This is a genomic window from Loigolactobacillus zhaoyuanensis, from assembly GCF_003946385.1.
In the GTDB taxonomy this organism is placed as follows: domain Bacteria; phylum Bacillota; class Bacilli; order Lactobacillales; family Lactobacillaceae; genus Loigolactobacillus; species Loigolactobacillus zhaoyuanensis.
Map to the genome: position 1 here is coordinate 1 of NZ_RHOE01000009.1, position 26,034 is coordinate 26,034.

The 26,034-nt window shown below is 41.9% G+C and carries 23 protein-coding genes; 8 read left to right on the plus strand and 15 right to left on the minus strand.

The genetic code is table 11. The features are described 5' to 3' along the window. Positions 1-212 precede the first annotated feature (212 nt). Positions 213-917: an MIP/aquaporin family protein gene (locus EKM76_RS03205; RefSeq protein ID WP_125549252.1), complete on the minus strand. Its 705-nt coding sequence runs from the start codon at positions 915-917 to the stop codon at positions 213-215. Between the two features lie 171 nt (positions 918-1,088). Then, a complete protein-coding gene (gene queG / locus EKM76_RS03210) occupies positions 1,089-2,240 on the minus strand; it encodes a tRNA epoxyqueuosine(34) reductase QueG (protein ID WP_125549253.1) in 1,152 nt (383 codons plus the stop codon). Positions 2,241-2,467: 227 nt separating this feature from the next. On the opposite strand from queG, the gene EKM76_RS03215 reads away from it, so the two are divergent. Continuing rightward, entirely contained in the window at positions 2,468-3,841 is a 1,374-nt protein-coding gene (locus EKM76_RS03215; protein WP_125549254.1) for a class II fumarate hydratase, read from the plus strand. Positions 3,842-3,926: 85 nt separating this feature from the next. Further along, complete coding sequence (locus EKM76_RS03220; protein WP_125549255.1) at positions 3,927-4,106, plus strand: hypothetical protein; 180 nt, start codon at positions 3,927-3,929, stop codon at positions 4,104-4,106. Between the two features lie 93 nt (positions 4,107-4,199). Here EKM76_RS03220 and EKM76_RS03225 read toward each other — a convergent pair whose 3' ends face one another. Next, on the minus strand, positions 4,200-4,811 hold the full coding sequence (locus EKM76_RS03225) for a YdcF family protein (protein WP_125549256.1): 612 nt from the start codon (positions 4,809-4,811) through the stop codon (positions 4,200-4,202). 127 nt (positions 4,812-4,938) lie between these two features. Here EKM76_RS03225 and EKM76_RS03230 point away from each other — a divergent pair, with 127 nt between their 5' ends. Beyond that, positions 4,939-5,847, plus strand: coding sequence for a DUF5067 domain-containing protein (locus tag EKM76_RS03230; RefSeq protein ID WP_125549257.1), 909 nt, complete (start codon positions 4,939-4,941; stop codon positions 5,845-5,847). Between the two features lie 68 nt (positions 5,848-5,915). Here EKM76_RS03230 and addA read toward each other — a convergent pair whose 3' ends face one another. From addA to EKM76_RS03280, 10 genes are all read right to left on the minus strand, one after another. Beyond that, a complete protein-coding gene (addA, locus tag EKM76_RS03235; protein WP_125549258.1) occupies positions 5,916-9,644 on the minus strand; it encodes a helicase-exonuclease AddAB subunit AddA in 3,729 nt (1,242 codons plus the stop codon). Beyond that, positions 9,634-13,197, minus strand: a complete 3,564-nt coding sequence (locus EKM76_RS03240; RefSeq protein WP_125549259.1) for a PD-(D/E)XK nuclease family protein — start codon at positions 13,195-13,197, stop codon at positions 9,634-9,636. The genes addA and EKM76_RS03240 overlap by 11 nt, the downstream gene beginning before the upstream one ends. 225 nt (positions 13,198-13,422) lie before the next feature. Then, complete coding sequence (locus EKM76_RS03245; RefSeq protein ID WP_125549260.1) at positions 13,423-13,944, minus strand: hypothetical protein; 522 nt, start codon at positions 13,942-13,944, stop codon at positions 13,423-13,425. Positions 13,945-14,105: 161 nt separating this feature from the next. Next, positions 14,106-14,867, minus strand: a complete 762-nt coding sequence (locus EKM76_RS03250) for a C40 family peptidase (RefSeq protein WP_125549261.1) — start codon at positions 14,865-14,867, stop codon at positions 14,106-14,108. Positions 14,868-15,141: 274 nt separating this feature from the next. Next, positions 15,142-15,411 (minus strand): hypothetical protein, encoded by a 270-nt coding sequence (locus EKM76_RS03255; RefSeq protein ID WP_125549262.1) that lies wholly within the window; start codon positions 15,409-15,411, stop codon positions 15,142-15,144. A gap of 306 nt (positions 15,412-15,717) precedes the next feature. Then, positions 15,718-15,951: a hypothetical protein gene (locus tag EKM76_RS03260; protein ID WP_125549263.1), complete on the minus strand. Its 234-nt coding sequence runs from the start codon at positions 15,949-15,951 to the stop codon at positions 15,718-15,720. Positions 15,952-15,978: 27 nt separating this feature from the next. Continuing rightward, positions 15,979-16,476: a hypothetical protein gene (locus EKM76_RS03265; protein WP_125549264.1), complete on the minus strand. Its 498-nt coding sequence runs from the start codon at positions 16,474-16,476 to the stop codon at positions 15,979-15,981. An 11-nt stretch (positions 16,477-16,487) separates the two neighbouring features. Continuing rightward, positions 16,488-16,724 (minus strand): hypothetical protein, encoded by a 237-nt coding sequence (locus EKM76_RS03270; RefSeq protein ID WP_125549265.1) that lies wholly within the window; start codon positions 16,722-16,724, stop codon positions 16,488-16,490. A gap of 100 nt (positions 16,725-16,824) precedes the next feature. Then, entirely contained in the window at positions 16,825-17,727 is a 903-nt protein-coding gene (locus EKM76_RS03275) for an SAP domain-containing protein (RefSeq protein WP_225417863.1), read from the minus strand. A gap of 164 nt (positions 17,728-17,891) precedes the next feature. After that, positions 17,892-18,335 carry a hypothetical protein gene (locus EKM76_RS03280; RefSeq protein ID WP_125549267.1) on the minus strand — a complete coding sequence of 148 codons (444 nt, stop codon included), beginning with the start codon at positions 18,333-18,335 and terminating at the stop codon, positions 17,892-17,894. Between the two features lie 314 nt (positions 18,336-18,649). Here EKM76_RS03280 and EKM76_RS03285 point away from each other — a divergent pair, with 314 nt between their 5' ends. Further along, entirely contained in the window at positions 18,650-19,300 is a 651-nt protein-coding gene (locus EKM76_RS03285; RefSeq protein WP_125549268.1) for a VTT domain-containing protein, read from the plus strand. 217 nt (positions 19,301-19,517) lie between these two features. On the opposite strand, the gene EKM76_RS03290 is transcribed toward EKM76_RS03285, so the two are convergent. Beyond that, positions 19,518-20,630 carry a GGDEF domain-containing protein gene (locus EKM76_RS03290; RefSeq protein ID WP_125549269.1) on the minus strand — a complete coding sequence of 371 codons (1,113 nt, stop codon included), beginning with the start codon at positions 20,628-20,630 and terminating at the stop codon, positions 19,518-19,520. A 199-nt stretch (positions 20,631-20,829) separates the two neighbouring features. Then, complete coding sequence (locus EKM76_RS03295; protein ID WP_164507571.1) at positions 20,830-21,420, minus strand: GNAT family N-acetyltransferase; 591 nt, start codon at positions 21,418-21,420, stop codon at positions 20,830-20,832. A 594-nt stretch (positions 21,421-22,014) separates the two neighbouring features. Here EKM76_RS03295 and EKM76_RS03300 point away from each other — a divergent pair. From EKM76_RS03300 to pgi, 4 genes are all read left to right on the plus strand, one after another. After that, positions 22,015-22,926: a PLP-dependent cysteine synthase family protein gene (locus EKM76_RS03300; protein ID WP_125549270.1), complete on the plus strand. Its 912-nt coding sequence runs from the start codon at positions 22,015-22,017 to the stop codon at positions 22,924-22,926. A gap of 20 nt (positions 22,927-22,946) precedes the next feature. Further along, on the plus strand, positions 22,947-24,086 hold the full coding sequence (locus EKM76_RS03305; RefSeq protein WP_125549271.1) for a trans-sulfuration enzyme family protein: 1,140 nt from the start codon (positions 22,947-22,949) through the stop codon (positions 24,084-24,086). Between the two features lie 75 nt (positions 24,087-24,161). Then, entirely contained in the window at positions 24,162-24,689 is a 528-nt protein-coding gene (cysE, locus tag EKM76_RS03310) for a serine O-acetyltransferase (RefSeq protein ID WP_125549272.1), read from the plus strand. A gap of 99 nt (positions 24,690-24,788) precedes the next feature. Then, the gene (gene pgi / locus EKM76_RS03315; protein WP_164507572.1) at positions 24,789-26,015 is read left to right on the plus strand and encodes a glucose-6-phosphate isomerase; all 1,227 of its coding nucleotides are present in this window, start codon (positions 24,789-24,791) and stop codon (positions 26,013-26,015) included. Positions 26,016-26,034: the final 19 nt, after the last annotated feature.

A 26,034-nucleotide genomic window follows, 5' to 3' on the forward strand; every position in this document is an offset into this window, starting at 1 on the left:
GACCGCGGCACTTAACCAACGGCCACGTAAACTATTTGGTTATAAATCAGCCAATGAATTCATGGCTGAGCAGCTACTCGCATGACCACCACCTAGACCACTTATAAGTGAAGTTTAGCAAGTGTTGCACTTGATTTGACAATTCGGGACAATAAAATATAGTAGAACTAAGCTGCTCATTATTAAGTTAATTTAAAATAATTCACCTTTAGCTATTCTAAACCAAATAACAAGGCTGCAACCACGGCACCAATGATTGGCCCGCACAGCGGAACCCACGCATATTCCCAATGTGCAGCTGTCTTATGCGGGATCGGTAAAATGGTGTAAGCAAAACGCGGTCCCCAATCACGCGCTGGATTAAGCGCGTAACCCGTTGTTGAACCTAAACTAGCACCAACTGCAAAAATAACAAAGCCAACAATAAATGGTTTTAAGCCATTAGTAAAATCGCCTAAATTGAAGGTAATAAAAGTAAAGGTAAAAGTCGCAATAATTTCACTAAGCAAGTTGAAAACTGGATTATTAATTGCTGGTTTGGTGGCAAAAATTCCAACTGTATTACCCGCTTCTTCATTTTTACTAGCTTTGAAATGTGGGTAAAAGTGAAGGACAACAATGGCCGCACCAACAAAAGCACCCAACATTTGAGCAACAATAAAACCAAACACTTGCGACCATTTGATCATCCCAGCAATAGCTGCGGCGATGGTAAACGCAGGATTCAAATGTCCTGGTGCACCAAAAGCCGCGGCAACGTAAACGCCAAAAGCCACCGCCATGCCCCAAGCAAAAGCCACGTATAACCAGCCCTGCCCTTTTGCATAGGTTTTATTCAAGTTAATACTCGCACCTGCACCGGCGCCTAAAATAATCAAAATCATAGTGCCGACAAACTCACCTAGATAAGTATGCATAAATATGATACGCCTCTATTTCCAAAGATTATTTATTAACGCAGCACCTAGAAAATCTAAATATATTAATACTGTCCATTCAACTATGACAGTTATTAATTAACCCGCTTCGTTAGGTTAGCGTTTTCATTTACTAGTTTAACAAACCTAAATAGATTTGCTTAACTAATTTTAGTCTTTCTTACTCTGTAACTTGGTCAATGCCGCTAACAAGGCTTGCTGAACTTCACTGTCAGTCGCGGTAATCTGTTGCTCGTGTAGAAATGCTTGTAGCGCTGGATCAGCGTGTTGCGCCAGCTCAGCGACTGCCCAAATTGCCGTTGCTCGAATCACCGGTCGCGGATCATTTTCGATAACCTCTAATAGCAGTGGTACTGCACTACGATCCTTAACGTTAGCCAGTGCAATGATCGCATTACGCTGTAACGGCTTTTTCCCCCGCCAAGAACCAGCTAAGCGACCAAAACGTTGTTTAAACTCTTTATTAGAAATTGTCAGCATTGACTGCAATACTGGCGTCACTTCCTCTACTTCAGGTTCCATTCGTGCGTGGTGATGAGCGTCTTTACCACGATTAAACGGACAAACTAATTGGCAAATATCACAACCATAGATCACACTGCGAATTTGTGGACGAAATTCTTCTGCCATCATCCCTTTAGTCTGGGTTTGGTAGGACAAGCAACGCTGCGCATTTAAACGACCATCACCTAACAGTGCTTGTGGCGGACAATAGTCGATACAGCGCGTGCACGTCCCACATTGATTCTCCACTGGCGGATCAGGCGCAAACGGAATATTAGTGATGATCTCACCAATGTACACAAATGAACCAAATTCTTCTGTGACCAGCAAGCCATTACGACCGATAAAGCCCATCCCTGCTCGCTGCGCCACGGCAACATCACTTAATTCACCGGTATCGACCATCGGCTTGAAACGAAATTCTAGCTCAGTATTAGCTTCAATGAACTCAGCTAATTGCTGCATTTTATCACGCAAAATAAAATGATAATCTTCGCCCCATGATGCACGAGCAAAAGTACCACGGCGCTGCTTACGATCTCGTGGTGCTTTTTGCTGCATTTTGCTTGGATAGGCTAGCGCAATAGCAATGATCGACTGTGGCTGATCAAAAATCTGATCAGGATAGAGTCGCTCAGCTAATACTTGATGTTCAAAACCGCTAGTGTGCCCTGCGGCCTTTTGCGCTTGCAAACTAGCTGCCATTTCCGTAAATGGCGCCGCAGTTGTAAACCCGATTTTATCGATGCCTAACTCAGCGCTGGCCGCAATGATTTTTTGTTTTAAGTCGTCATACATCAGTAAATTCCTCACTTCACAACTAAGGATCAGATAGCTTCACCTTCATTTTAACGATTATCTTCGTAAAAGAACAGCAGGGTTTCCCCGTAAATAATTCCCAATAAATCATTAGTGCTTGACGCCATCTGGCAAAGCGTTCATCATAAAATTTATCAGCGCGTGTGCCGAACTGATTCTCATTTCCAGCCAGCTTGAAAACACACGCCAATTACTGGAGGTAAACTATGAGTGATTTTCGTCTTGAACATGATTCCTTAGGCACCGTTAAAGTCCCAAAAGATGCAGCTTGGGGGGCACAAACCGAGCGTAGCCGACAAAATTTTAAAAGTGGTGACCTGATGCCCTACCCAGTGATCACTGCACTGCTACAAATCAAAAAAGCGGCGGCTACAGTTAACACTACGTTTAACGAATTAGACGCGGCTAAGGGTGCCTTGATTGCAAATACGGTTGATCAATTACTCAGTAGTGATCATCGAGCTGATTTTCCTTTGGTAGTTTACCAAACTGGTAGTGGCACACAAACTAACATGAATGTTAACGAAGTCATTGTTCACTATGCAGCGAAAAACCAGCCGGAATTGCCTTTGTCACCAAATGATGATGTTAACCACGCCCAAAGTTCCAACGACACATTCCCAGCTGCAATGATGATTGCGGCTTATCAAGCCTGTCAACAACTGTTACCCGTGTTACAACAACTTATTACCACTTTTAAACAAAAACAAAATGAATTTGCAACAACTGTTAAAATTGGTCGCACCCATTTACAAGACGCCACACCACTGACTGTAGGCCAAGAAATCAGCGGTTGGGTCAGCGCTTTGGAACACGATCACCAATATCTACAACAAAACATGGCCACCTTATTGGAACTACCATTGGGTGGCACTGCAGTTGGGACTGGACTCAACGCACCAGTTGGCTTTGATCAAAAAATTGTCGCCACTTTAGCCGCTGCCTACCAAATTCCTTTTGTCGTTGCCCCTAACAAATTCCAAGGATTAGCTCATCATAGCGGACTTAATCTTGTTCATGGCTGTCTGCGAACATTAGCTAGTGATCTTTTAAAAATTGGTAATGATATTCGCTTCCTAGCTAGCGGTCCCAGAGCCGGTTACGGTGAACTAATTATTCCTGCCAACGAACCAGGCTCATCGATCATGCCCGGCAAAGTCAATCCGACACAAGTTGAAGCGCTGACCATGGTCGTCGCACGAATCATGGGTAATGACACCACTTTAAATTTTGCAGCCAGCCAAGGCAATTTTGAAATGAATGTCTATAAACCAATTATCATTGCTGCCTTTTTAGAATCCAGCGACTTATTAACCACCACCATTGACGCCTTTGATGACAAATTAGTTCAGGGACTGCAGATCAATGCACCACGCATGCAAGCTTTGGTGGAAAATTCGTTGATGCTAGTCACTGCACTAACACCGCATATCGGCTATGAAGCAAGCGCAAAAATTGCGCAAACTGCACAACAGCAAAACTTGACCTTACGCCAAGCTGCCTTGAATTCAGGCCTTGTTACAGCCGCAGAATTTACACGCTGGGTCGATCCAGCAGCCATGACTCAGCCGCAGCAATAGCGTTTTGTTTGACCATTAGTAACCTTTCTCACTATACTAAAGATAGTAAATATTGTGTACTCAAAAGAAAGGAAGCGTCGGCAAAATGCAAAAAACTGACTTACAAAAGCATCTGCAAACGATACAAGACCGTTCCTTCGATCCCGTTATTCTCAGGCATAACTCTTTCCGCGCTTGCATTCATCGCAGTGCACAAAACCTGGGCTTGATCAAGAATGGTCAACTAACGGCTAAAGGACGTCAGCATATGAAGTTACAATTCTAAAACACTAGATAACTACATTCCAGACCGCATACGTTGGTAATCAAAATAGAGCTACCCCCTAAGGACTACTCGGGATAGCTCTTTTTTATGCACTTATTTTGCTGTACGAACTTTATTTTGGTGATCTAGCGGTGATGGCCGGAGCATTTTACAATACGCATTCATAAAGTATTTAGCTTGCTGCATTTTTGTCATCCGCGCTGGTGCTGGCGCCACACTAACTGTATGCTGAATCCCATATTGACGTGCATAGCAGCTAGCTTCGCGTAGACGCCATGGACTAGCCACTACAATTGCGCGAATTAATTGAAAATCAACTAACAATGGTCGAGCAAAGGCAAAATTTTCAGCAACACTTCGTGCATGGCGCTCGCAAATAATCGCTGGTCGTGGAATACCGCGGCGAATTAATCCACGCGCCATCACGTCAGCGCCAACAAAATCTTTTTGACTCACACTACCTGAGACTAAAATATAAGATGCTAACCCCTGCCGATAAAGCCTAACTGCCTGATCAAGTAATGATTTCAATAATTCGGTTTCGCGACCGTTCTTAGTTGTCGAATACCCTGATCCAGGAACAACGATCACATCTGCTCGCTGTAGTCGCTGGCGCGGTGCTTTCGGACAGCTGATCAGTGGCACAGCTAATAAAATTGCACCGGTAGCTACAGCTGCCAAGCCAATTTTCTTTGTTATTTGCATGCGGTCACCTCATTTGTACTTGTTTATTTCAGAATACCTGCTTCCTCGCTGAAAGGCAAAAAATTACCACAATTATTCGTAATTGATGCTAAACTAGAAACATATTTCATTTTTGGAGGATTTTTTTATGCATAAGTTTATCTTAGCCATCACTGCACTAGTAAGTGCAACTCTATTGTTAACCGCCTGTCACTCACAATCAACATCTAATAATAGTACAGCTTCAAGTCATAATCGTAATATGTCAACTTATGAGTTACAACGTAAGTACGTTGCCCTGACTGATGCAGCGATGAAGCCAGTTACTTTAGTCAATCAACAATCAAAAGGTGCTAATAGTCAGCTGAGTGAATCAGTCGACACCGCCACCCAAAGCGTTGAACAGCTAAATAGCGACCTAAAACGTAATCGGACTCAACCTACATTAACTAAAGCTTTATTACATTATAGTCAAACCATCAGTACCCTACTGACGACCATTAAAGATACCGAAAATAGTGCCTACTCGCAGAATTTTCTTAGTCTAAATACTGAAGCACAAAAATTAGCCAAAAAGTATTTTAACAATGAACAACCTGATTCACTTAAAACTGTTTTAGCTGAACAGGCAGAAAATAATACTTATGCTTCAGGTAATACTGTAAATACCAAGAATTTCCAAATTAAATTCAGTAAAATCCAAGTTGTTAGCAATGATACTAATGGTCAGGTGATCCTCTTCACTTACACTTTCCAAAATAAAGGTAAAACTGCCTTGACCCCAGCAGTCGTACTCCAACAATACGGACAGTTCCAACAAAACGGTGTTCAAATTAATGAAGGTGCGCCGGCAACCAGTTATCAACAAAGTGAATCTAGTTACGCAACGGCTAACAACCAAGCGAATACTGCAGTTGCCGCAGGGCAAACCGTTACTGCAGTCGTCGGTTTAACCCTACAAAACGATACGGATACCGTTGAATATATTGGTACAAATCCAACTAACAAACAATCTATTGGCACCATTAGTATCAAACTACAGCAAACCAATTCATAATAAACTAAAAGCGCACAGCTATAAGTGAGACTTCAATTGTGAAGTTCATTTAAGCTGTGCGTTTTTAGTTAAATTTGTAATAGATCATTACTAGCCAGTAAATAAAGATATTCGTGCGTAACTGGTCGCTGCAAGATTCGCGCTAATGCCGCGGCGTATAAATTTAATTGTCCGGCGTATCGCTGCTTTAGCTGCATTAGCTTGGCTGCCTTATCGGCTTGCGGTACATAGTCTGTTTTATAATCAAACAAAATAACTTGGTCGTCAGTGACTAAATAACCATCCATGATCCCGTGAATTAAAATTTGTGCAGGATCATCTGCCGCAAAATCAGTAAATAATCGTGTGGCGGGCAATAACAATGAAAATGGCGCTTCGCGAACGACTTGGTCTGGGTACGCTAATAATTGTTGGCCCAATTCACTAGCAAAGAACTGTAGAATATGATTCTGCTTGATCTGTTGTGCGACTGGCTCAGCTAAAATATTTTGCGTAACTAGTTGGGCAATTAGTTGGGCAATGCTCGCTGCGGTTGGTGGCTGATGAAGATCAATTTTCTGCAAAACTAAATGAGTGGCCGTACCGACAGCGGCCGGCGTCACTTGACTTGTCGTTTGCATAAATTGTGGGACCGCAAAGTCCTGTGCCACGTAGCGATGAACATTTTGCGCCTTTTCCCCAGCATCAACTAACAACGGATTCATCTCACTATTAGTCGGATCATCAAACAAACGCTTGACCTCCGAAACCGCCTGGTAAGCCGTTGTTTGTGTGGCCGCTTGAAATGGATAATGTAAATTAAGGACTTGATCAAGCTGATCGACATTTAAGTCAGTGAAATCACCTTGCTCGGCAGCAGCTGCAAATTTATCTGGCCAATTAACTTGATCGATCTCAGTCGTCATTTCTGCTGGTAACACGTCAGTTGCCGTATAAAAGTGGACTTTGAATTGAGTTGGATCCGCTGCTAACCCTTTGAAAGGATTGACCTGCGTCAATAAACTTTGATCAAATTGCGGATGGCGGACTAAACACATGCCCAGCCAATCCATAAAATTATTTACCCCACTCCGCAAGCCTGAATTCAATACTAATTGCTGACTTTGAAATGCTTTTTGCCAGATGGCTAATGCCTTTTCGCGGTTGGGGTAGCTGCCAACCACATATAACTGCTGCTCTGTTCTCGTTACTGCAACGTACAACACCCGCATTTCTTCTGCAGCCTGCCGTCGTTGCGCCAAGGTCTGCGCAATCTTTTTCTGTGGTAAATTGATTTCAACTCGTTGTTCAGGATCTAAATAAGTGATTCCGATACCGAAACGATCATCCAATATATACTGCCCACGTAAACTATCTTGGTTAAATTGGTGCGTGGCATCTAGCAAGAAAACCACTGGAAACTCCAGGCCCTTGCTACCATGGATGGTCATGACCGAAACTGCGTCTTCAATTGATTGTGCCGGCGCCTCACCTAAATCTTTATCCTTTTCCTGCATTTGCTTAATAAAACGAACAAACTGAAACAGGCCCTTGAAGCTGCTAGCCTCATAAGCATGTGCGCGCTCATATAGAGCATGTAAATTAGCCTGCCGCTGTGCACCAGCCGGCATCCCGCCAACATAATCAAGAAAACCTGTTTCGTTGTAAATAGTCCAAATCAGCGTTACCAACTGATTTTGACGAGCCAATTCGCGAAATTGATCAAGTTGACCTAGAAAACGCTCAATCTTGGCGTAAAGCTTTTGTTGAAATTCTGGAGCAGCAAACGGTATGAAATTCTGTTGAAAATTAAGTACCGCTTGGTAATAATCACCAGTCCGCTGATTAATGCGCAAGAAAGCCAATTCGTTCTCATCTAAACCAACAATTGGCGAACGTAATACGCTGACCAACGGAATATCTTGATATGGATTATCAATAATGCTGAGTAAAGCCATCATAATTTGAATTTCAGTAGTTTGAAAATAGCTTTGCGCGCCATTCACAACCACTGGGATACCTAAACGTTTAAACCAATCCACAATAATTAAATTATTTTTTCTAGTTGGCGTCAGCAAAACAATATCCTGATACTTAATTGCCCGTAATTCACCACTTTTACGGTCATAAACTTGACCACTAGCAATCAGTTGCTGAATACGTTGCCCCACCAGCGCTACTTGCCCCTGTGCTTTATCATCCAGCGCAAACTGCTCGGGAACGCCATCATCAGCGGTGGCCGTATCGGCTTCATAAACTAATAGTTCTGCGGTTATCGGTAAATCAGCTGGATACTTAGCGCCCGGTACCAGCTTGGCACTCTCATCATAGGCCATTTCGCCCACTGTTTCGTCCATTAACTGACCGAATACCAAATTAGTGAAATGGTCAATATTCGCCACGGAACGGAAATTTTCCGCTAAAATAATCCGCTGATCCGCACTATCAGCTTGGGCAAATTGATTATATTTATGCAAAAATAAACTTGGATCTGCTAAACGAAATGCGTAGATCGACTGCTTTACATCCCCGACCATAAACATATTACCAGGTTCAGTTTGCGCAACTGTGGTTAAAATCGTCTCCTGTAGGCGATTAATATCCTGATACTCATCCACCAATACTTCGCTAAATTGCTGTTGTAACGCCGTACGCGTTTGCGCGCCACTGGTATTATCCGCCGTTAAAATAGCTAATGTTAAATGCTCCAAATCACTGAAGTCGAGCAAATGGCGCCGTTGCTTTTCAGCTTGAAAAGCTTGACCAAATCGCTTAACGACTGCCACTAACTGACTAACTAATTGTTCTGCTTGACCCATTACATGAATCAATTGCTCAGCAGTCAAGCCAAAATAGTCACCACCTAGTGCAGTAACCTGTTTCTTTGCCTGCTGGCGAAAATCCATTGCGGTGTCCTTCGCGCTTTTTGCATCTTCATCTAGTTTAGTTAATGACGGCGCGCGCTGTAACTTGAAATCTAAAAATTGTTGGCGCAATTGGTTCCAAGTAGCTGTGGTCAACTGTGCTTTTAAATCAGTGACTTGCTGCTGATCAGTCTCTAAACAAGTCACCAGCTTATCTAATTGTTGTTCTGCGGCCATCATCTGTGCACTACTCAAATCATTTTCCGCCTGCGTTAATGCCTCTTGTAAAATCGGTAATAATTGTTGCTGGAAAAACTCACTGCTAGTTGGCTCTGCAGTTGTCACATGATAGGCTTTTGCTAGCTGATCCAGCCACTGATTCGGCTGTGGATTGGCGTTGGCAAAATCATACAAGCGTAACACCAGATCCGTTAACCCATCATCACTGCGGTCATTAGAGAAATTTTCCGTTAACTGGGCAAAGCCTTCGTCTTCACTATATAAGGTCTCACGTAACTCAGACCAAACATCTTCGCGCAACAAAATAACTTCAGTATCATCCGTCAGCAGCCGAAAAACAGGGTCTAAATCGATCACATAATAATAGCGTTGAATTAATTGTAAACAAAATGCATGCAGCGTACTAATATGTGCGACAGCTAACCGGCTAAGCTGCTGACTCAAGTGCTGTCGCTGGTTTGGATCAGTATTTTCCGTCAATGCTTGTTGTAACGCGCTTTGAATTCTTTCCCGCATTTCACTGGCGGCTGCTTCAGTAAAAGTAACGACCAATAATTCATCAACATTGGTTCCCTTTAATATTTTTTGGATCACTCGCTCAACTAGAACGGTTGTTTTACCAGAACCCGCTGATGCCGAAACTAGAATATTCCGACCAGCATCCGTGATTGCATGCTGCTGGCTCGACGTGAAATTAGCCTTTTTAGTGCTCATCTTTATCCTCCTTGGCCTGCTGTTCGGTCTTCAACATGGCTAATACCGCCGCACGATCCAGTGTCGCTAATTGGCGGTAACTATTTTCCGGTAACATCGCATCGAACTGCATAATAGCTTTAAATGGCGAGTATTGGAGCGCCGTTCGATTATCAGGCCATTTAACTGGATTCAAATCAAGCTTGCCGGAAAAAATCGCCAATGCTGCTGCTTGGATCAAAGCTTCATCATGAGTGAGCAACAACTCTAATTCCGTTTCAGTCACTAACTGACTCTGTTTAGCTGAATAACCAGCCTTGATTTTAGTCAAAGGATAAATTTTAGAGCTACCAGTACGCTCGGCTAATTCGTGGTCTAAATTTTCTAATAGTGGCTCATCATTTAATAGGAACCCTTGATATTTATTTTTAGCCAGCAATGCATCATCGAAACCCTTGCTTAACACTTCGGCTAACTTTAATTTAGGATTCTGTAAATGTAAGTACAAGGCACCGGCTGGCTTAGTCTTTAATGTATTATCTTTAGTCAACAGTGTAGAATTTTGCATCATTGCATCTAAATAGGTCAACATTTGTAAGGCTAAACCATAATAAGCATCGCGGAAATTAAAATCATGGACGCCAGATTTGTAATCAACGATTCCTAAATAGCGCGTATCGCCTAATACCATTTGATCAATGCGATCAATTTTGCCGCGAACTTGAACTTTACGTCCCTGTGCTAAATTAAAGCGTAGCGGTGCTAAGCCATCAGTGCTGCCAACATGACCAAATAAAACCTCAGTTCGCAGGGGGGCCATTTTAGTTTGTTGACTTTGATGCTGCAACGCATGGGCAACTTGTTTGATGGTTGCCGCTAACTGCCGCGCTAAATAAGCCATCCGATTAGAGCTAGCTAAGATTTGAAATTGCGGTAACGTTGACATATTAAGTAAAATACTATCAATTAAGCGATCAACCTCTACAATTGAAAGTTCATTTAGCTGCTGACCCTCGGCCTGAACTCGCTTCATTAATTGATCCAACGCCATATGATAGAATTCTCCGGCACTGGCAGGCGACAATTCAAAAATATCACGCTCACGCAATTTTAGCCCGTATTTTAAGAAATAAGCGTATTGATTTTGATAAAATTCCTCTAATTTAGAAATCGAAGTATTGATTGTTTTACCATACAAAGCATCCACGATTTGCGGCCGTAATTTTTGCGGCACATTACGGTAATTTAGACTAGCCAACAATCGTTCCGTTAATGCACTATACCCGCCATCCTGGCGTAACGATCGATAAACATACAACCAAACTGGCGGTAACTGCGTTTTCTGCGCCATCGCATCTCGACTAACTTGAATCAAATGAGTTAAGGTGCTGCGCTTAGAACCAACAAATGGCGCGATTTTATTAGCCGTTATTGTCGGCCGCGTTTGACTAATTTGTGTGGTTATTTGGAAATGTTGCTGAATCCGATCAACATACGGTGATAACTTTAAAGTATTCCCATCATCGGCTAAAGGATACGTAAATATCAATTGCTGCCGTGCCGTTAAAAAAGCAGTATAGTTCAAAAAAGGTTCACTGGTCATTTGAGTCAGCGCATCATCGGCGAGATAAGTCCCTTCCGTTAGGTGGGCGGTTAACTGTTCTTGATCATTGTCCGATAATAAATGATCACTAACGATTCGATCAGGCATAACTTGGTCAGTGCTACCAATCATGAATACCACTTTTCGCATAGTCGTCTGGACCATCCCAGTCTCCGAAACCAATACTTGATCTAAAGTTGACGGTATTTGCGAATAGCTCGCTCCTTCAAAACCGACTTGTAGCAACGCCAACAAATCGGCTGCACGAAACGGAGCAGTGCCAAGAATCGTCACGTATTCATCAAGCATCGTGCAAAAAATTTGCCACGTTTGCTCTGGTTCTGCTGCCTGCGCCAACTCACCTTGCTCCAGATCACGATCACGCCAAGTTTGTAATTGGGTGACCACACCCTGTTTAATTAAGAAGTTATAAATTACTTGTGCAGCAACTTGACCATTTTCAGCCTGATCCAATTGCTTAAAAAGCGGTGGTAACGTAGTACGAACAAAACGCCGAATTAAATTGACTTGTGCGGAATTATCATCATCCTTAGTCGATGCCGTACCAAAATCTTGGTCATCAAAGCGGTAAAATTGCCAATCTTCTTTACGGAGCCACTGTTTACCAGCAAAACCATATTTCAGCACCATATTTTCAGTAAGGTCCAAAGCTTGGCGATAAGCGCGATTTGTCATTGGCTGACCATCTACTTGCGGCAATAATAGTTCAGTCTTTAATAGCCGCATCATGTCCTGATAACGATAGTAATGTTGTTTTACAGCAAATAAAGCATTGATCAGCTCAACCAATGGATGATCCGTCATATGGTGTTGCAGATCATCAAATACTGGTATGCCAAATTCCTTAAAGGTTGGTGCTAAAATAGTCTCATACGCATCAAGATGCCGGGTTAACACCAAAAAGTCTTGATAACGATAACCCTGCAGTGCCACCATTTGCCGAATTTTTGTTGCCACTTGTCGTATTTCGGTTTGCCGCGTATCAGACTGTATAATTTGAATGCTTTTATCAGTAACTAGTTTTTCTGAATGTAGGCCCCGACTGCCATTGGTGGACTGTTGCCAGAAGCCTTCCAACTGGACTAAATCAGGAACAACACGTAGCTGCATTACTTGTTCATCTGCTAAAATTGCAACCCGTAAACCACGTGCAGTTTGATAAAGTTGATGATAAAGCTGGCCGGGCTGAAAAAAAAGATCCTGTTTTTCTGGCACTTGTTGCCGATACGGTCGATCTAGCGTTAAACCAATTGTTAATCGCGTCGCTTTTTGCATTAAAGTAATCAATAACCGATTTTCTTGAGCTGATAATTGTGTAAAACCTTCAATATAGAAATAAGTATGGCTAAGATCTTGTTGCAATAAATAATCGCTTAAAGCATTCAATAAATCAGTATTTTCAATGTAGCGATTCTGCATAGCCTGTTCAAACGCGGCATAAATAAGCGCTAAATCGTGGGTTTTCGCGCTTAAATCCGTTTGTTTATCCAATTCAGTAGCAATTCGTGATAAATCCGCCACCGTGACGCAACCCACTTTCAGCGCCAATAATTGTTTAACTAACTGGGCAATAAATCCAGGTTGGGCTAATTCGCCCCGATAAATAGTGAGCTGATCGGCTAAATCAGCCATAATTTGGTAAACTAACATATTGAGCCCAGCCGTTCCGATCCGTGGAATCTGATAATATGGCGTATCTTTCATAAAATACCACGCCAAACGACTAAACGAAAAAATTTGTAGCCGACTAGCTGCAAATACTTGATCAGAATTATTTTGTTGTTGCTTGACGGCGGTTAAAATATCAACTTCGGAACTAAATTTAATGTGATTAGGCACTACATAAAAAAAATGTCCTTGTGGATCGGCATCCATCTGCTGTGCTAATTGAGTCACTAAAGCAGTACGACGATCAGCACTAGCCGGCCCCAATACAAATTTTAAGCTCAAAAGAAACGCTCCCATCACTGATTAATTAATAATTATATTCTAACACATTTAGCCGTCAATGAACATACGTTCGTTAGCAACATAAAAAAGAAGACTTTCAACCAATCCGCTTCGTCTCTCCCACTGGTTTAAAGCGAGATATCGCAAAAAAATAGCGTATGGGCCTACTTATCATCTTATTGACTAAATACTTAGTTTCACTTGTAGCTTAAGGCTTGTATGGTCTTAATATGACATTGCTGGCGTTTTCTGAAATAAGCGAGTTGTAATAACGCCTGTAAAGTCTGGTAATTTTTCAACTAATTGATCGATATTCTTTATCCCACTCTGATCATTCAATGAAATCGTCGCGTACAGTGTAGGTGCTACCGTTGTATAAGCCATAATATTCTTTTGCTGTGGCACCAAAAAATCTATCGCCGCCGTTAAATCAGTTGCACGCACAAAAAAGTTACTTCCATTTTGCATAGATAGGCAATAAACAGATAATTGGGAATCAGGTACAGCCGTCTTCCTTCGCCGTCTCCGTCGTGGCTGTGGTGCTTCAGTCTGTTTTAATTCCCCACTAATTTCATCAATAATTTCGTGCATCACTTTTATTTCATGACATAACTGGCAGGTTGCCACTTCTGTCCCCACTTGATGTTTCTTATCGCTACCATTTTCAGTATGTTGCGTATACAAATCTGATAGATAAACTAATAATTTATGCTGCTTATTTTTTAATTCACGCCGCTGCGTCTGCATTGTAATTCCCCCACTTCGTCATTGGCTTAATCCTATTATGCCACAAAAATGACGATTGCGTTACAAAAACATTACAAAAATAACAATATTGTATTTTTTTGAAATCTAAACGCAATAAAAAAAGTTCAAGCTAAGCTTGAACTTTTCAGCAGAACGAATTCTTAAAGTGCGCGAACACCGAATGAAGGCATGAAGTAACTACTTACACTTTCTACTTCAACACTTTGACCTGGTTGAGGTGCAGCGATGTATTGGTTGTTACCAATATAAAGTGCTACATGATAAGTTGCGCCTGCATTACCCCAGAAGACAAGATCGCCAGCTTGTAATTGGCTAATAGCAACCTGTTGGCCAGCACTCTCTTGAGCAACTGTGTTACGACCTACTTGAACGCCAGCTTGTCCCAAAGCATATTGAGTTAAGCCGGAGCAATCCAAACCTACACCAGGTGTAGTACCGCCCCAAACGTAAGGTACGCCAATTTGTGATTTAGCAGCATTGATTGCTGTTTGTACGGCACTACTACTTGTTGTTGTAGCAGTTGCTGTCGTCTGTTGAGTTTGGGCTACAGCTTGTTGTGCCTGTGCTTGTGAAGCTTGGGCCTGGGCTGTATTACCATCTTCAGTGACGTTTAAATATTTGCCTGGTACCCATTCATCGTCACCAATATTGTACCAAGTTTCCCCAGCTTGTTGCTTTTGACCTTCAATATTAACTGTTTGATCCTTAACCAAGTATCGAACAGGTGATGGTGTATTAGAATTGTCCCAAACAGTTGTTGCACCAGGTTCGTATGTAACTGTCCCCGTAGTAGCAGCTTCAACGTTTGAAGGTGTAGCTACGCTAAGAAGAGTCGCACCCGCAATACCAATAACACCGGCAGTAACACCCTTAACTAGATTTCCTTTGCTGATTGTTGTCATTGTGTAACCCCTTAATAGTTTATTATCACTTTCACTAACACCTATCATAAAGCATTGAAATTACAGCACAATTACCCGCATATGACAACTTTATTACAATATACACAAATCTAGATAATCTCTTTTCTAAAAAATTCAAACCGCTTTCTAAAAACATAATTATTTATCGTCAATAATGAACAGTGATCAATACTATAAAATCTATTTTTTTACAACAAAAAACCAGCGAATAATCAAACGCTGGTTTTACCTAAAGTTTGGTTGCCCTCAGTCATCATTTTAAATGCTTTCTTAGATAACTTAATAGCTGCGCCTCATTTACGAAAACACGTGGCCGTTTCTGCCCATGTAATCGCAAATCGATCTGAGTTACTTTCATTCGTCCGGTCCAAGTATAGCTGTATTGAACGATATAGCGATTATTCAAATGATTCTTCCCGAACTTCAAAACGTAATAGTTCTCCGGCGCGACTAAGGGTGAAAGATATTTTTTCTTATAATGGAACCCATTTGCTTTAAGAAAATTCTTTGTTTTTCTAAGCATTTCATCGCCACCTTATGTGTATTATCATACAAGAAAGCTACGGTAAAAGCTAGCTAAATCATTAACTAAACTATTTATCTAAGTGTTGATCAATCTTTTTCTTGTCAATTAAACAGACTAGTACTAGGTCGATTAATTTAGCTAAATCCAATCAAAGTACGCACAAGCTTGCCGTTTTGCACAATCTACTATACTTATTTGATAATATCGAACACTGTGCCAATATTTTGCCTGCGCTATCTGTTTATAGTTTTTCTACATAATTAGAGCTAACAAAAAAACTCAGTTTTACCCGAGTTCGCTTGTTTAAATCATATCCCAGATAACTGTTTGGTCTGGTGCAACTGTATTTGCTGGTGTGATGGCGTAACCAACCGCTTTGCCGGTGTCGATCACGCTACCATCAATTTGCAGCAACTCTTTTTGTTTAAAAGCCGCTTGAACTGCTTTTTGTGCTAATTCAATTGCATCATATTGCTGATGGTAACTGGCACGAACGCCACCGTTGAAGTAAAAACTAATTTGGTAATATTTATTCACGATTGTTGCTCCTTAAATGTTTATTTTTTAAACGTTGTGATTATCGCCTATCCAGCGATCGACGCGATTAACAATATGGATCAGATCATCCTGACCATTATAAAATGAACCGATGGCCGCGTAAGCACAAAGTAAAACTAACCAACTTCGAATTTCAATAATGATCAAGTAGCGCGGCACCAAAATAGTTAGAATAAATGCTATCGCCATAGCTACGACAAGATTGAGCCACCCCGGTACGCCTAAAAAGCCTTTTAACAAACCGCCAAAGTGGTCCGCTGTTTGATCATGACAACGCCGGGTCGCATACTTAACTAAGTATTGCCAAAAATAATTAAAAACTAAGGCAACGATCAGTGCGGTTAGCAGCATCTCCAAACTATTCATTCGAATCTGCAACAAATTATTTCGATAACCTAACCGGACCGCTTTTTGCAACATGACGATCCAGAAAAAATCAAATAGCGCTAATGGCAATAAATACATAAAAAAGTAAACCATAAATTTATTAGCTTTGTTTTTCACACTATCTGGCCTCATCTCTGGCGACTAGGTAACGCCTTATATTTTGTTTGTTTAGTTCGTTCCTGCTCAAGTTTCCGCTTTTCTCGTAAACTAGCATACTTAAATGACCCATGAATAAACAGCGCTACTGGAATAACGTGAATAACAGCCAATGGTATCAACAACTCAGGATGAGCCAACAAAACATGATGTCCACGTGGCGCATGACATTTTGGTAGCTTAGTCTTTGTTTGCTTTTCTTTAAACATACAATTCGCTCCTTCTATTCATAATTAAGTAGAACTTTGCTTGCTGATCAGCAGTAACATCATTATTGTAACATGTTCGGTGCGCAACTGACAGTAACGCTCACACGCATAACAAACCTTTTTGCTTCTGTAAATATAGCTGTTGGATTCGCTGATTTTGTTCAGTTAATGTCCACAATAAAAGTTGATCCATTTCTAAATCGCTAAATAATTGGTGCGGAAAAACGAGTAACTGCTGTCGCTTTTGAAACGCTGTGATCACATCCGCAGCAGCTAAATCGTAGTCGTGCATAATTTTTTGCAACATATATTTGTAAAAGGGTTCAATCTTATAGGTAGTTGTCGGCCAACCTAACGATAGCACGGTTATCGGTTCAGTTTGCGCCAAACCAGCTAATTTAAAACGAATACAATCCAGTAGTGCATTAAGTGCGGTTCCGATATGTTGGACTTGCCAAGCAAATTGAAAACGTAAATGTTCAATGTAATAAAGTTGTGCCCAATCTGATTGAGCATTGGCTTGAGCAAAATTCAATAACCAGTCCAACGTTGCATCTAAATCTATATCTGCTGGTAGCTGGGCCTGCTCAGCTGTCTGAAAATCAATGATCCCCGCTACATAATGATCGTGAATCCACCGGACAGTTTGATTTTGATCGACTAAATGTGCACCAGCCGTGGTCAATTGATAAAAACTTTGTGGAAAATAGATGGCTAGCTCAGTTGCTGGTATCGCTGCTTGCAACCGGCTGATCAACTCAACTTTACGGCCGCTCACCTTTAAATTATGTGCCCGCAACAATGTTTTAAGTGCATTAACTGTCTGCTGTTGTAAACTCAGCTCCGGCGCCACTATTTGTTGTAGCAAATTAGCTTGTTCAAACTTAACTAACCAAGTTTTCGGAGCCACTTGATAGCGATGTTGCCAAAAAGATTGATTTAGTTTAAACGTGGTCGGTTGTCCCGCAACTAAAGTTAACGCCAGGATTTCAATTACAGTCAAACTTTCACCTCCAGCAAGAACGAAATAATTAGTCAGTATTAAAAATCCAATCCGGTTATCTTGGGTACAGTCTACCATAAATCCAGCTCAAAATAAACATACGTTCGCTTCTGCATTTCAAAAAAGCTTGAAACTAAATTAGTTTCAAGCTTTGAGTGAGAATATTATGTATACGCCTTATTTAATTTGGCTTTATTCCGTTGCTTACGCTCGCGTTGTTGCGCTTGTTTGGCCTCTAAGTTAAGGCTCATAACACCGAAAATAACTAACGGCAAAGTTAAAATAGCCTCCACACCAAATATCATCATAGCCAACCCTTTCACTGACAACTGTGTTTTATCCCAAGTGGCTACCTGCTGTTTAAGTTGATGTGTACGACGCTGTGCGGCACGGACGACTTCTGCTGAATGGCCTGAGCGCCCACGCTGCCCATTGGTTCCCGCTTTCCCAGCGCTACCACTATGACCAGATTTGCCATCATTGCTTTCGCCAACAACCGCAATCGTGCTGTCCCCCACTGGTACATTAGGACAAAACGAATCGATCGCAACAAATTGTAACCCCAGAAAGACTAAATAAATAAATAGAATATTATGTCGGTTTAACATGAAAAAATCCCCCTACCGATCCTTGTAAGTGCTATCATATCAATTATTCATAATATTCAAATAATATTTCAATGAGAACGCTCTCATTTTCACGCAGACAATAGCTCCCCTAGAACTAAAATATCGATCACCCACTTGATAGTTGCTGTTAATCATAGCCAATAAATCATTCAGGAACTTATCTTACCAGCTATAATTTTCAAATACTTCTTTGCGAAAACCTTAAAATAGGTTGAAAAATGCAGACAGTTGCAGCTTTTTCTGCTACACTCATAACAGCTTTGACGTTGAATATTTTGGAGGAAAACTGAATTATGAGTATATTGATCGATTTTATCCTACACATCGATAGCCATCTAGTAACCATTGTTAATACTTTTGGTAATTCAACTTATTTTATTTTGTTTGCGATCATTTTTATTGAAACAGGCGCGGTTATTCTACCGTTTCTACCCGGTGATTCACTTTTGTTTGCCGCCAGTGCGTTAGCGGCTAATCCTAACTATCATCTGCACATTGGTATATTCATCGCGATCTTCTTAATTGCCTGTGTCGGTGGTGACTCAGCTAATTTCTGGATCGGCCATAACGCAGAGCGAATTCTATCACGCTATCGCTGGTTTCGTCGTTTCATCAACGAAGATAGCTTAGCTAAGGGCCAAGAATTCTTCGATAAACACGGTGCAATGTCAATCATCTTGGCACGTTTTATGCCGATCATTCGCACATTCGTACCATTTGTTGCTGCTGGTTCCGGTTTTTCATACCGCCATTTCATTCGTTATAATTTAATTGCTTGTATAGCTTGGGTAGCATTGTGCTGTGGCGCGGGTTACTTCTTCGGTAACATCCCTGTAGTCAAGGCTCACTTCTCGGCAATTATCATTGGCATCATTGTGATCTCATTGATACCGGCAATCGTTGGTATCCTGAAGAGCCGCTTTAGTGCTAAAGCAGCTGAGTAAAATGAGAGTGTGCCATAAGACGGTTAGCTCCTGAGCATTAGCCTAGATTGACGAATAATACACGTAGTGGATTATTTGGCGATCGTAGCTAAGCGGAGGGAGCTGTCTTATGTCACACGTTTAAGCTATAATGTTCGGCAATAAAAAAGAGAATGCGACATAATATTACTTATGTCACATTCTCTTTTTTTAATGATGCGCAGGTTAAGCAGTTAGATCAATAGCCCGTCACAATTGCGTCACGGCCTGCTTGCTTGGCTTGATACAAATATTGATCAGCACGCTTGATGGTATCTTCCGCTCGTACATCATTGCCCAACAATTTAGTCATGCCTACAGAAACTGTTACGCAAATTTCAGTGTCTTCATACCTGATTTTCAGATTCCGTAATTGTTTCCTATAGGCTTGGATGATCTGCTTAGCCGTAGCCTGATTGCTCCCCGCCATGATCACATTAAATTCTTCGCCACCAGTTCGATAGACTGACCATTCTGAATTAACCTGGCGAATATAAGTATTTAGGTTCTGCGCAAAGCTTGTCAATACGGCGTTACCAGCTAAATGACCATATGTATCATTGATTTGTTTAAAGTGATCGATATCGATCGCCACCAAGCTGATCTCGTTAATTTGTGTGCTTAACATTAACTCATGGTAAAGCTGAAAATCCTGATTAAATTTAGCCCAGTTTTGTACGCCGGTCAATTTATCATGCATGGTTTCATAGAGTAACTGCGCACTAGCTGCACCGCGATTTTTTAATAATGTACTGTAATTAAAGACGATAGCTTCAACGCAAATATAGCAAAACAGCTGTAGCCACAGGGACCGCCAACTAAAAGCATAAAAGGCTTTAAACAAAAACCACATGAACGTACCAAATAGCAGCACAAAAGCCAAATAACGTTTAAAACGGCTGACTAACCAGACGCTTTGTCGATTGACCACAACCAAAACTAACAATAGCCCGATCAGCGCTAGCCATAGTACCCACGTTAGCGTGCCATATGAGCCAAAAGTAGCCATTACCACCAGCAGAAAAAGAAAATTAATGCCTTTATTTCGCAAAGTTAAGCAAGTATACAGCACCACTACTGTTTGTAGATTAACCATCGTCCACATATTAGTGGTCAAAAAATGATGCAGAATTCGTAAAGAAATTTCAACTGTGCTAGCATACATCACTAAAATAAGCTCACTAAATTTTAACATTGTTTGTTTAGATCTATACAAACGAATTGTACCTTCTTCAATTCGCCGGTAGACTGAAATGTAGCCAATTGCAAAGAAAAAAGACCAAAAAAAAGTATTGAATAAGCGAAGTATCATCACAAGCACTCCTTTAAATCATCCGCTAACTTCATCCTTTATGTGCAACTAATAATTAACAGCTCAGATTATAAATATTAATTCACACGACGGAATAAGTTTAGTATAAGTTATTTCTAACCCTTAAGTCCAATTCAGCCATAAATTAACTAAAAAAATAGTTGATTATTCTAAATAGAATAATCAACTATCAAATTTATTAGCTGGCAATGGCTGGTGCGCCATCTAAATCAAGTTGCATGTGATAATAACGGTGATCCCCGATCATCATTGTCCCCACAGTTTCAAAGTCATGGCCTTGGTACAACCGTTTAGCACCAGGATTAGTAAAGTCAACGTTCAAGCCGATCGTTGTCATCCCACTATACTTAACAAAGCGTGGTAAAGCTTGAAGTAGTTGACTACCGATCCCGTGACCTTGGTAATTAGGGTCAACGGCGATTGAATCAAGATACCATTCATTATTGAATGCTTCGGGGTCTGGCGTAAGTGGCTGCGCCTGAAAACTTTTGACACGCTGGGAGATTTTTGTGAGAATGGCGTCGACAGTATCTTCGTTTTTGTCTGGATAGCCGAAAGCCACGCCCACGATCCGTTGGTTGATTTCGGCCACCACGGTAGTTGCCGCACCCGACAAATATGTCGGCATTTGGTAAGCTGCCCTGATGACCTTCAGCAAGTCACCTTCCGGAACGTCTTCTAGTTCGTCTAATTGCATTTCATCGTAGATCAAACTGATCAAGGGGGCTATCTGGCCCGCATCATCAGGTGTTGCTTCACGTATTATCACAGTAACACTACTTTCTTAAATTTATAGAGTGTTGAAAAAGATGTTAAACAAACACCTTTTTTCAACACGTTTAGACTAACTCAGTTTAAAGCTTGGGCTAATCTAGATTTAAGGATACCTAAACTTTTTTTACTTGTCAAAATAAATGCTGTCAAATAAATTAAATTCAGGGCTGACAGACATAACGAAGAATTGTCAAAGTGGATTCATCTATGTGTCACACATTAAATACGACATTTTTTACTGATCAGCTTTAATAAATTTTTCACTTGACAATCATTAATCCAGCCCGTATTCTAAAATAGTAATCAATTCGGATAGGAATTAACTGATCACCATCTATTAATTTGATGGCCCTAGCTAATAAATACATTATTTTTATGTAAAGGAGACACAATCAATGTTCAACTTAATGTTTGCCAATGCTAACGTATGTTGTTGTGTACCGCGTCTTTCGCGATACACTGATTGTGCTACCCAAAAATAAGTGGGTTAGCAAGCCCTACTAAATCAGTTGAATCGTGAAAGGCGCAGATTTGTTTAATCAAATCCGCGCCTTTTTTCTATACTCATGTCCAGAAAAGAGGAAATTTCATGATATATCAAAGTGTTAACCAATTGATCGGTAACACCCCGTTACTTGAGCTAAAGCTACCAGTTCCAAATAACAGCCATATTTTTGCTAAACTAGAAATGTTTAACCCAGGCGGTAGCATTAAGGACCGTCTCGGTGTGGCACTGATCGCCGCCGGTATTCAGCAAGGTAAGATTCGCGCCAACACCACAATTATCGAACCAACTGCTGGCAATACAGGTATTGGCGTGGCCTTGGCTGCGCAACAGCATCATTTACCGGTGATCCTTGTGGTGCCAGAAAAATTCAGCTTCGAGAAACAAACTTTGATGAAAGCCTTAGGCGCTACAATAGTTAACACACCTTCTGCTGCTGGCATCAAGGGCGCTATCGCTAAGGCTGAAAAACTAGCAGCGGCCACACCAAACAGTTTTATCCCGATGCAATTTAAAAATCCTGCTAATCCACAAGCCTACTACGATACCTTAGGCCCAGAATTAACGGCTGATCTGGGCTCAAAAATTGACGCCTTTGTGGCGGGCGCCGGTAGTGGTGGTACCTTTGCTGGCGTTGCTAAATACTTACAGGAACAACTATCGCAAATTAAATCTTATCCAGTTGAACCTGAGGGCTCGATCCTCAACGGCGGTCCAGAACATGGCCACCGAACTGAAGGAATTGGCGTTGAATTTATTCCACCTTTTTTCAAAAATATTCATATTGAGCAAATTTATACTATTAGCGATGACGCCGCCTTTACTAACGTTAGCTTATTGGCCCGCGAACATGGTTTGCTAGTCGGTAGCTCCAGCGGTGCGGCATTGGCAGCTAGTCTACAAGTTGCCGAGCAACTCCCTGCCGGCAGTAACATTGTCACCATTTTCCCAGATAGCAGTGAACGTTATCTGAGCGAAGATATTTATACAGTTTAAAAATTTAGGAGGAATTTAACATGAAATTTGATACAACTTTGATCCACGGCGGTATTAGCGAAGACAAACATACAGGTGCCGTCAGCGTCCCAATCTACCAAAGCTCGACTTTCCATCAACACGAACTCGGCGGCGATCCTAAATGGGAATACGCGCGTACTGGTAATCCAACTCGTAATGCTGTGGAAAAATTAATTGCCGATTTGGAAGGCGGCGTGGCTGGCTTCGCGTTTGCTTCTGGCTCAGCAGCGATCCATGCCACTTTGTCGCTGTTCTCGCAAGGTGACCACTTAGTTGTGGGTAACGATGTTTATGGTGGCACTTTCCGCTTGCTTAACCAAGTGATGGTACGCCAAGGCCTGACCTTCACCGCTGTGGATACCCGTGATTTAGATGCAGTCGCTGCAGCGATTCAAGCCAACACTAAGGCCCTTTATCTGGAAACGCCAACCAATCCACTATTACACGTTTCTGATTTAAAAGCACTTAGTAAATTGGCCAAGCAACATAATCTACTAACCATCGTTGATAATACTTTTGCCACACCATTTAATCAACGTCCGTTACAGTTAGGCGCCGACATTGTCGTTCATAGCGCCTCTAAATATCTTGGCGGCCACAGTGACTTGGTGGCTGGCTTGGCGGTTACTAACGACGCTGAATTAGCCGAACAACTCGGTTTTTTGCAAAACGCGATCGGCGCAATTTTAGGTCCACAAGATAGTTGGCTGCTACAGCGAGGGATGAAAACACTAGCTGTGCGGATGCGCGCCCATGAAGCAAATACGCAAGCCGTTTTCCACTACTTGGAAAAACAACCAAAAGTAGCGACCATTTATTATCCTGGCCAACCAGGCACGCCTGATTACATCACAGCTAAAACACAAATGACTGGCTTTGGTGGCATGATCTCCTTTGAATTACAAGCAGGTTTAGATGCCAAAACTTTCGTTGAAAATCTAAAATTAATTGCCTTAGCTGAAAGTTTAGGTTCCCTAGAAAGCTTGATCGAAGTTCCAGCCGTCATGACCCATGGTGCGATCCCCCGCGAAACTCGCTTGGCTAACGGTATTCAGGATGAGCTCATTCGACTCTCGGTTGGTTTAGAAGACATTAACGACCTAATTGCTGATTTAGACCAAGCCTTTACTGCACTATAAACGTTATACTGTAACTGCAAAATTTCCACGTTGCGGCGCGTACTTAGTCAGTATGAAGTAGAGGAGGAACCAATCATGTTTGCCACTGCAAAAGCCATTCAGCGACGTGATCCGGCAGCTCATAGTTTACTGGAAGTTTTGCTAACTTACTCCGGACTGCACGCATTGACCTGGCACCGTTGTTCGCACTGGCTTTACCACCACCATCAATATTTAGCCGCCAGTATTAGTGCCCATTTAGCCAAAAAAATAACTGGCATTGAAATCCACCCCGGTGCACAAATTGGTCGCCAACTTTTCATTGATCACGGTACGGGCGTGGTGATCGGCGAAACTGCAATCATTGGCGATAATGTGACCATATTGCACGGTGTAACACTAGGTTCACGCCATACCACTAGCGGTCGGCGCCATCCCCGAATCGGCAATAATGTACTGATCGGCGCCCATGCCCAGATTCTTGGTCCAATCACGATCAATAATAATGCTAAAATTGGCGCTGGTGCAGTTGTGCTTGCAAATGTTGCCGCCGGACGTACAGCTGTTGGCGTGCCAGCGCAGATACAACGATCAACTAAAATCGTTCACTTAGCGCAAAATTAATTCAATACACTAACTCAGGTCACTGTACCTGAGTTTTTTAGTTTCATTTAAGTTGGCGGTTATATGCTAGGAAAAATTAAATCGAAAGAGGTTTCCGCTATGATCACCCTTAAAACTGCCGCACAGAATCGAACCGCTGAATTTACTGCTTATCAAAAAAAGCAACTCGCACGACTACATCAAGTTCAAGAAACTGACCCTGCTACTGATTCTCAGCACGATGATCTTGGCTGGCTAACAGTCACTAAATGGGCTGACACGACGCAATTAGCTCATTTGCAAGCCTTAGCGACTAAAATTCAAGCTACTGCTGACGTTCTGGTTATCGTTGGTGTGGGCGGCTCCAACCAGGCTGCGCGCGCCGTGATCGAAGCGTTCGCTCAATCAACTGACCAAGTCCAAATTATTTATGCGGGTACTAACCTTTCGCCCGCCTACTATCAGCGTTTATTAACCGAACTAGCTGACAAGGACGTGTATGTCGATGTGATCGCCAAAAATTTTGCGACTTTAGAACCTGGTATCGGCTTCCGCATATTCAAACCCTTTTTACAGGAGAAATACGGGTCTGATTACGCTGAACATTTATTGGTCACCGGTACTATCGGTAGTCAGTTAGAAGCATTAGCAAGCGCTGAAGGTTATCCTTTTCTAACTTTCCCCACTGATATTGGTGGTCGCTTCTCCGTTTTCAGCGATGTAGGATTATTGCCAATGGCAGTTGCTGGTATTGATATCACGGCGTTGATCAAGGGCGCTACACAAATGCGGGCAGCCTTACAAGCTGATACTAGCCTGAATAATCCAGCTTTTCAGTACGCTACGCAGCGTAATTATTTACTGCAACAAGGCAAGGGAATCGAAGTCTTAGCTCATTTTGAACCGCAGTTGGACTTTTTTGGTCGCTGGTGGACTCAGCTTTTCGCTGAAAGTGAAGGCAAACAAAATACTGGCTTGTTCCCAGTTGCGTTATCCTATTCAGAAGACCTGCACTCCGTCGGTCAGTACATTCAGCAAGGTCAGCGCCAGTTATTAGAAACAATGCTGGTGATCGATCAACCACAGCAGGATCTGACGATTCAACCCAGTCAGTTACTGGATAATTTTGATTATCTAAATGACCTAGGCCTTTGGCAAATCAACAAAATCGCAGAACAAGCTACAGTCACAGCCCATCAAGCTAGCGGTATCCCAGTGATCGAACTACACGTTGACCAATTAAACGTGTCTACATTAGGTCAATTATTTTATTTCTTTGAGTACGCTGTGTTCATTTCCAGCTTGATCCTTTTGATCAGCCTGGTGTTGAGGCCTACAAGCAGCTAATGTTCACCGGCTTAGGCAA

Coding starts and splice junctions, on each gene's coding strand:
- EKM76_RS03205 (WP_125549252.1), bottom strand. CDS start 917: ATGCATACTTATCTAGGTGAGTTTGTCGGCACTATGATTTTGATTATT.
- queG (WP_125549253.1), bottom strand. CDS start 2,240: ATGTATGACGACTTAAAACAAAAAATCATTGCGGCCAGCGCTGAGTTA.
- EKM76_RS03215 (WP_125549254.1), top strand. CDS start 2,468: ATGAGTGATTTTCGTCTTGAACATGATTCCTTAGGCACCGTTAAAGTC.
- EKM76_RS03220 (WP_125549255.1), top strand. CDS start 3,927: ATGCAAAAAACTGACTTACAAAAGCATCTGCAAACGATACAAGACCGT.
- EKM76_RS03225 (WP_125549256.1), bottom strand. CDS start 4,811: ATGCAAATAACAAAGAAAATTGGCTTGGCAGCTGTAGCTACCGGTGCA.
- EKM76_RS03230 (WP_125549257.1), top strand. CDS start 4,939: ATGCATAAGTTTATCTTAGCCATCACTGCACTAGTAAGTGCAACTCTA.
- addA (WP_125549258.1), bottom strand. CDS start 9,644: ATGAGCACTAAAAAGGCTAATTTCACGTCGAGCCAGCAGCATGCAATC.
- EKM76_RS03245 (WP_125549260.1), bottom strand. CDS start 13,944: ATGCAGACGCAGCGGCGTGAATTAAAAAATAAGCAGCATAAATTATTA.
- EKM76_RS03250 (WP_125549261.1), bottom strand. CDS start 14,867: ATGACAACAATCAGCAAAGGAAATCTAGTTAAGGGTGTTACTGCCGGT.
- EKM76_RS03255 (WP_125549262.1), bottom strand. CDS start 15,411: ATGCTTAGAAAAACAAAGAATTTTCTTAAAGCAAATGGGTTCCATTAT.
- EKM76_RS03270 (WP_125549265.1), bottom strand. CDS start 16,724: ATGTTTAAAGAAAAGCAAACAAAGACTAAGCTACCAAAATGTCATGCG.
- EKM76_RS03280 (WP_125549267.1), bottom strand. CDS start 18,335: ATGTTAAACCGACATAATATTCTATTTATTTATTTAGTCTTTCTGGGG.
- EKM76_RS03285 (WP_125549268.1), top strand. CDS start 18,650: ATGAGTATATTGATCGATTTTATCCTACACATCGATAGCCATCTAGTA.
- EKM76_RS03290 (WP_125549269.1), bottom strand. CDS start 20,630: ATGATACTTCGCTTATTCAATACTTTTTTTTGGTCTTTTTTCTTTGCA.
- EKM76_RS03300 (WP_125549270.1), top strand. CDS start 22,015: ATGATATATCAAAGTGTTAACCAATTGATCGGTAACACCCCGTTACTT.
- EKM76_RS03305 (WP_125549271.1), top strand. CDS start 22,947: ATGAAATTTGATACAACTTTGATCCACGGCGGTATTAGCGAAGACAAA.
- cysE (WP_125549272.1), top strand. CDS start 24,162: ATGTTTGCCACTGCAAAAGCCATTCAGCGACGTGATCCGGCAGCTCAT.
- pgi (WP_164507572.1), top strand. CDS start 24,789: ATGATCACCCTTAAAACTGCCGCACAGAATCGAACCGCTGAATTTACT.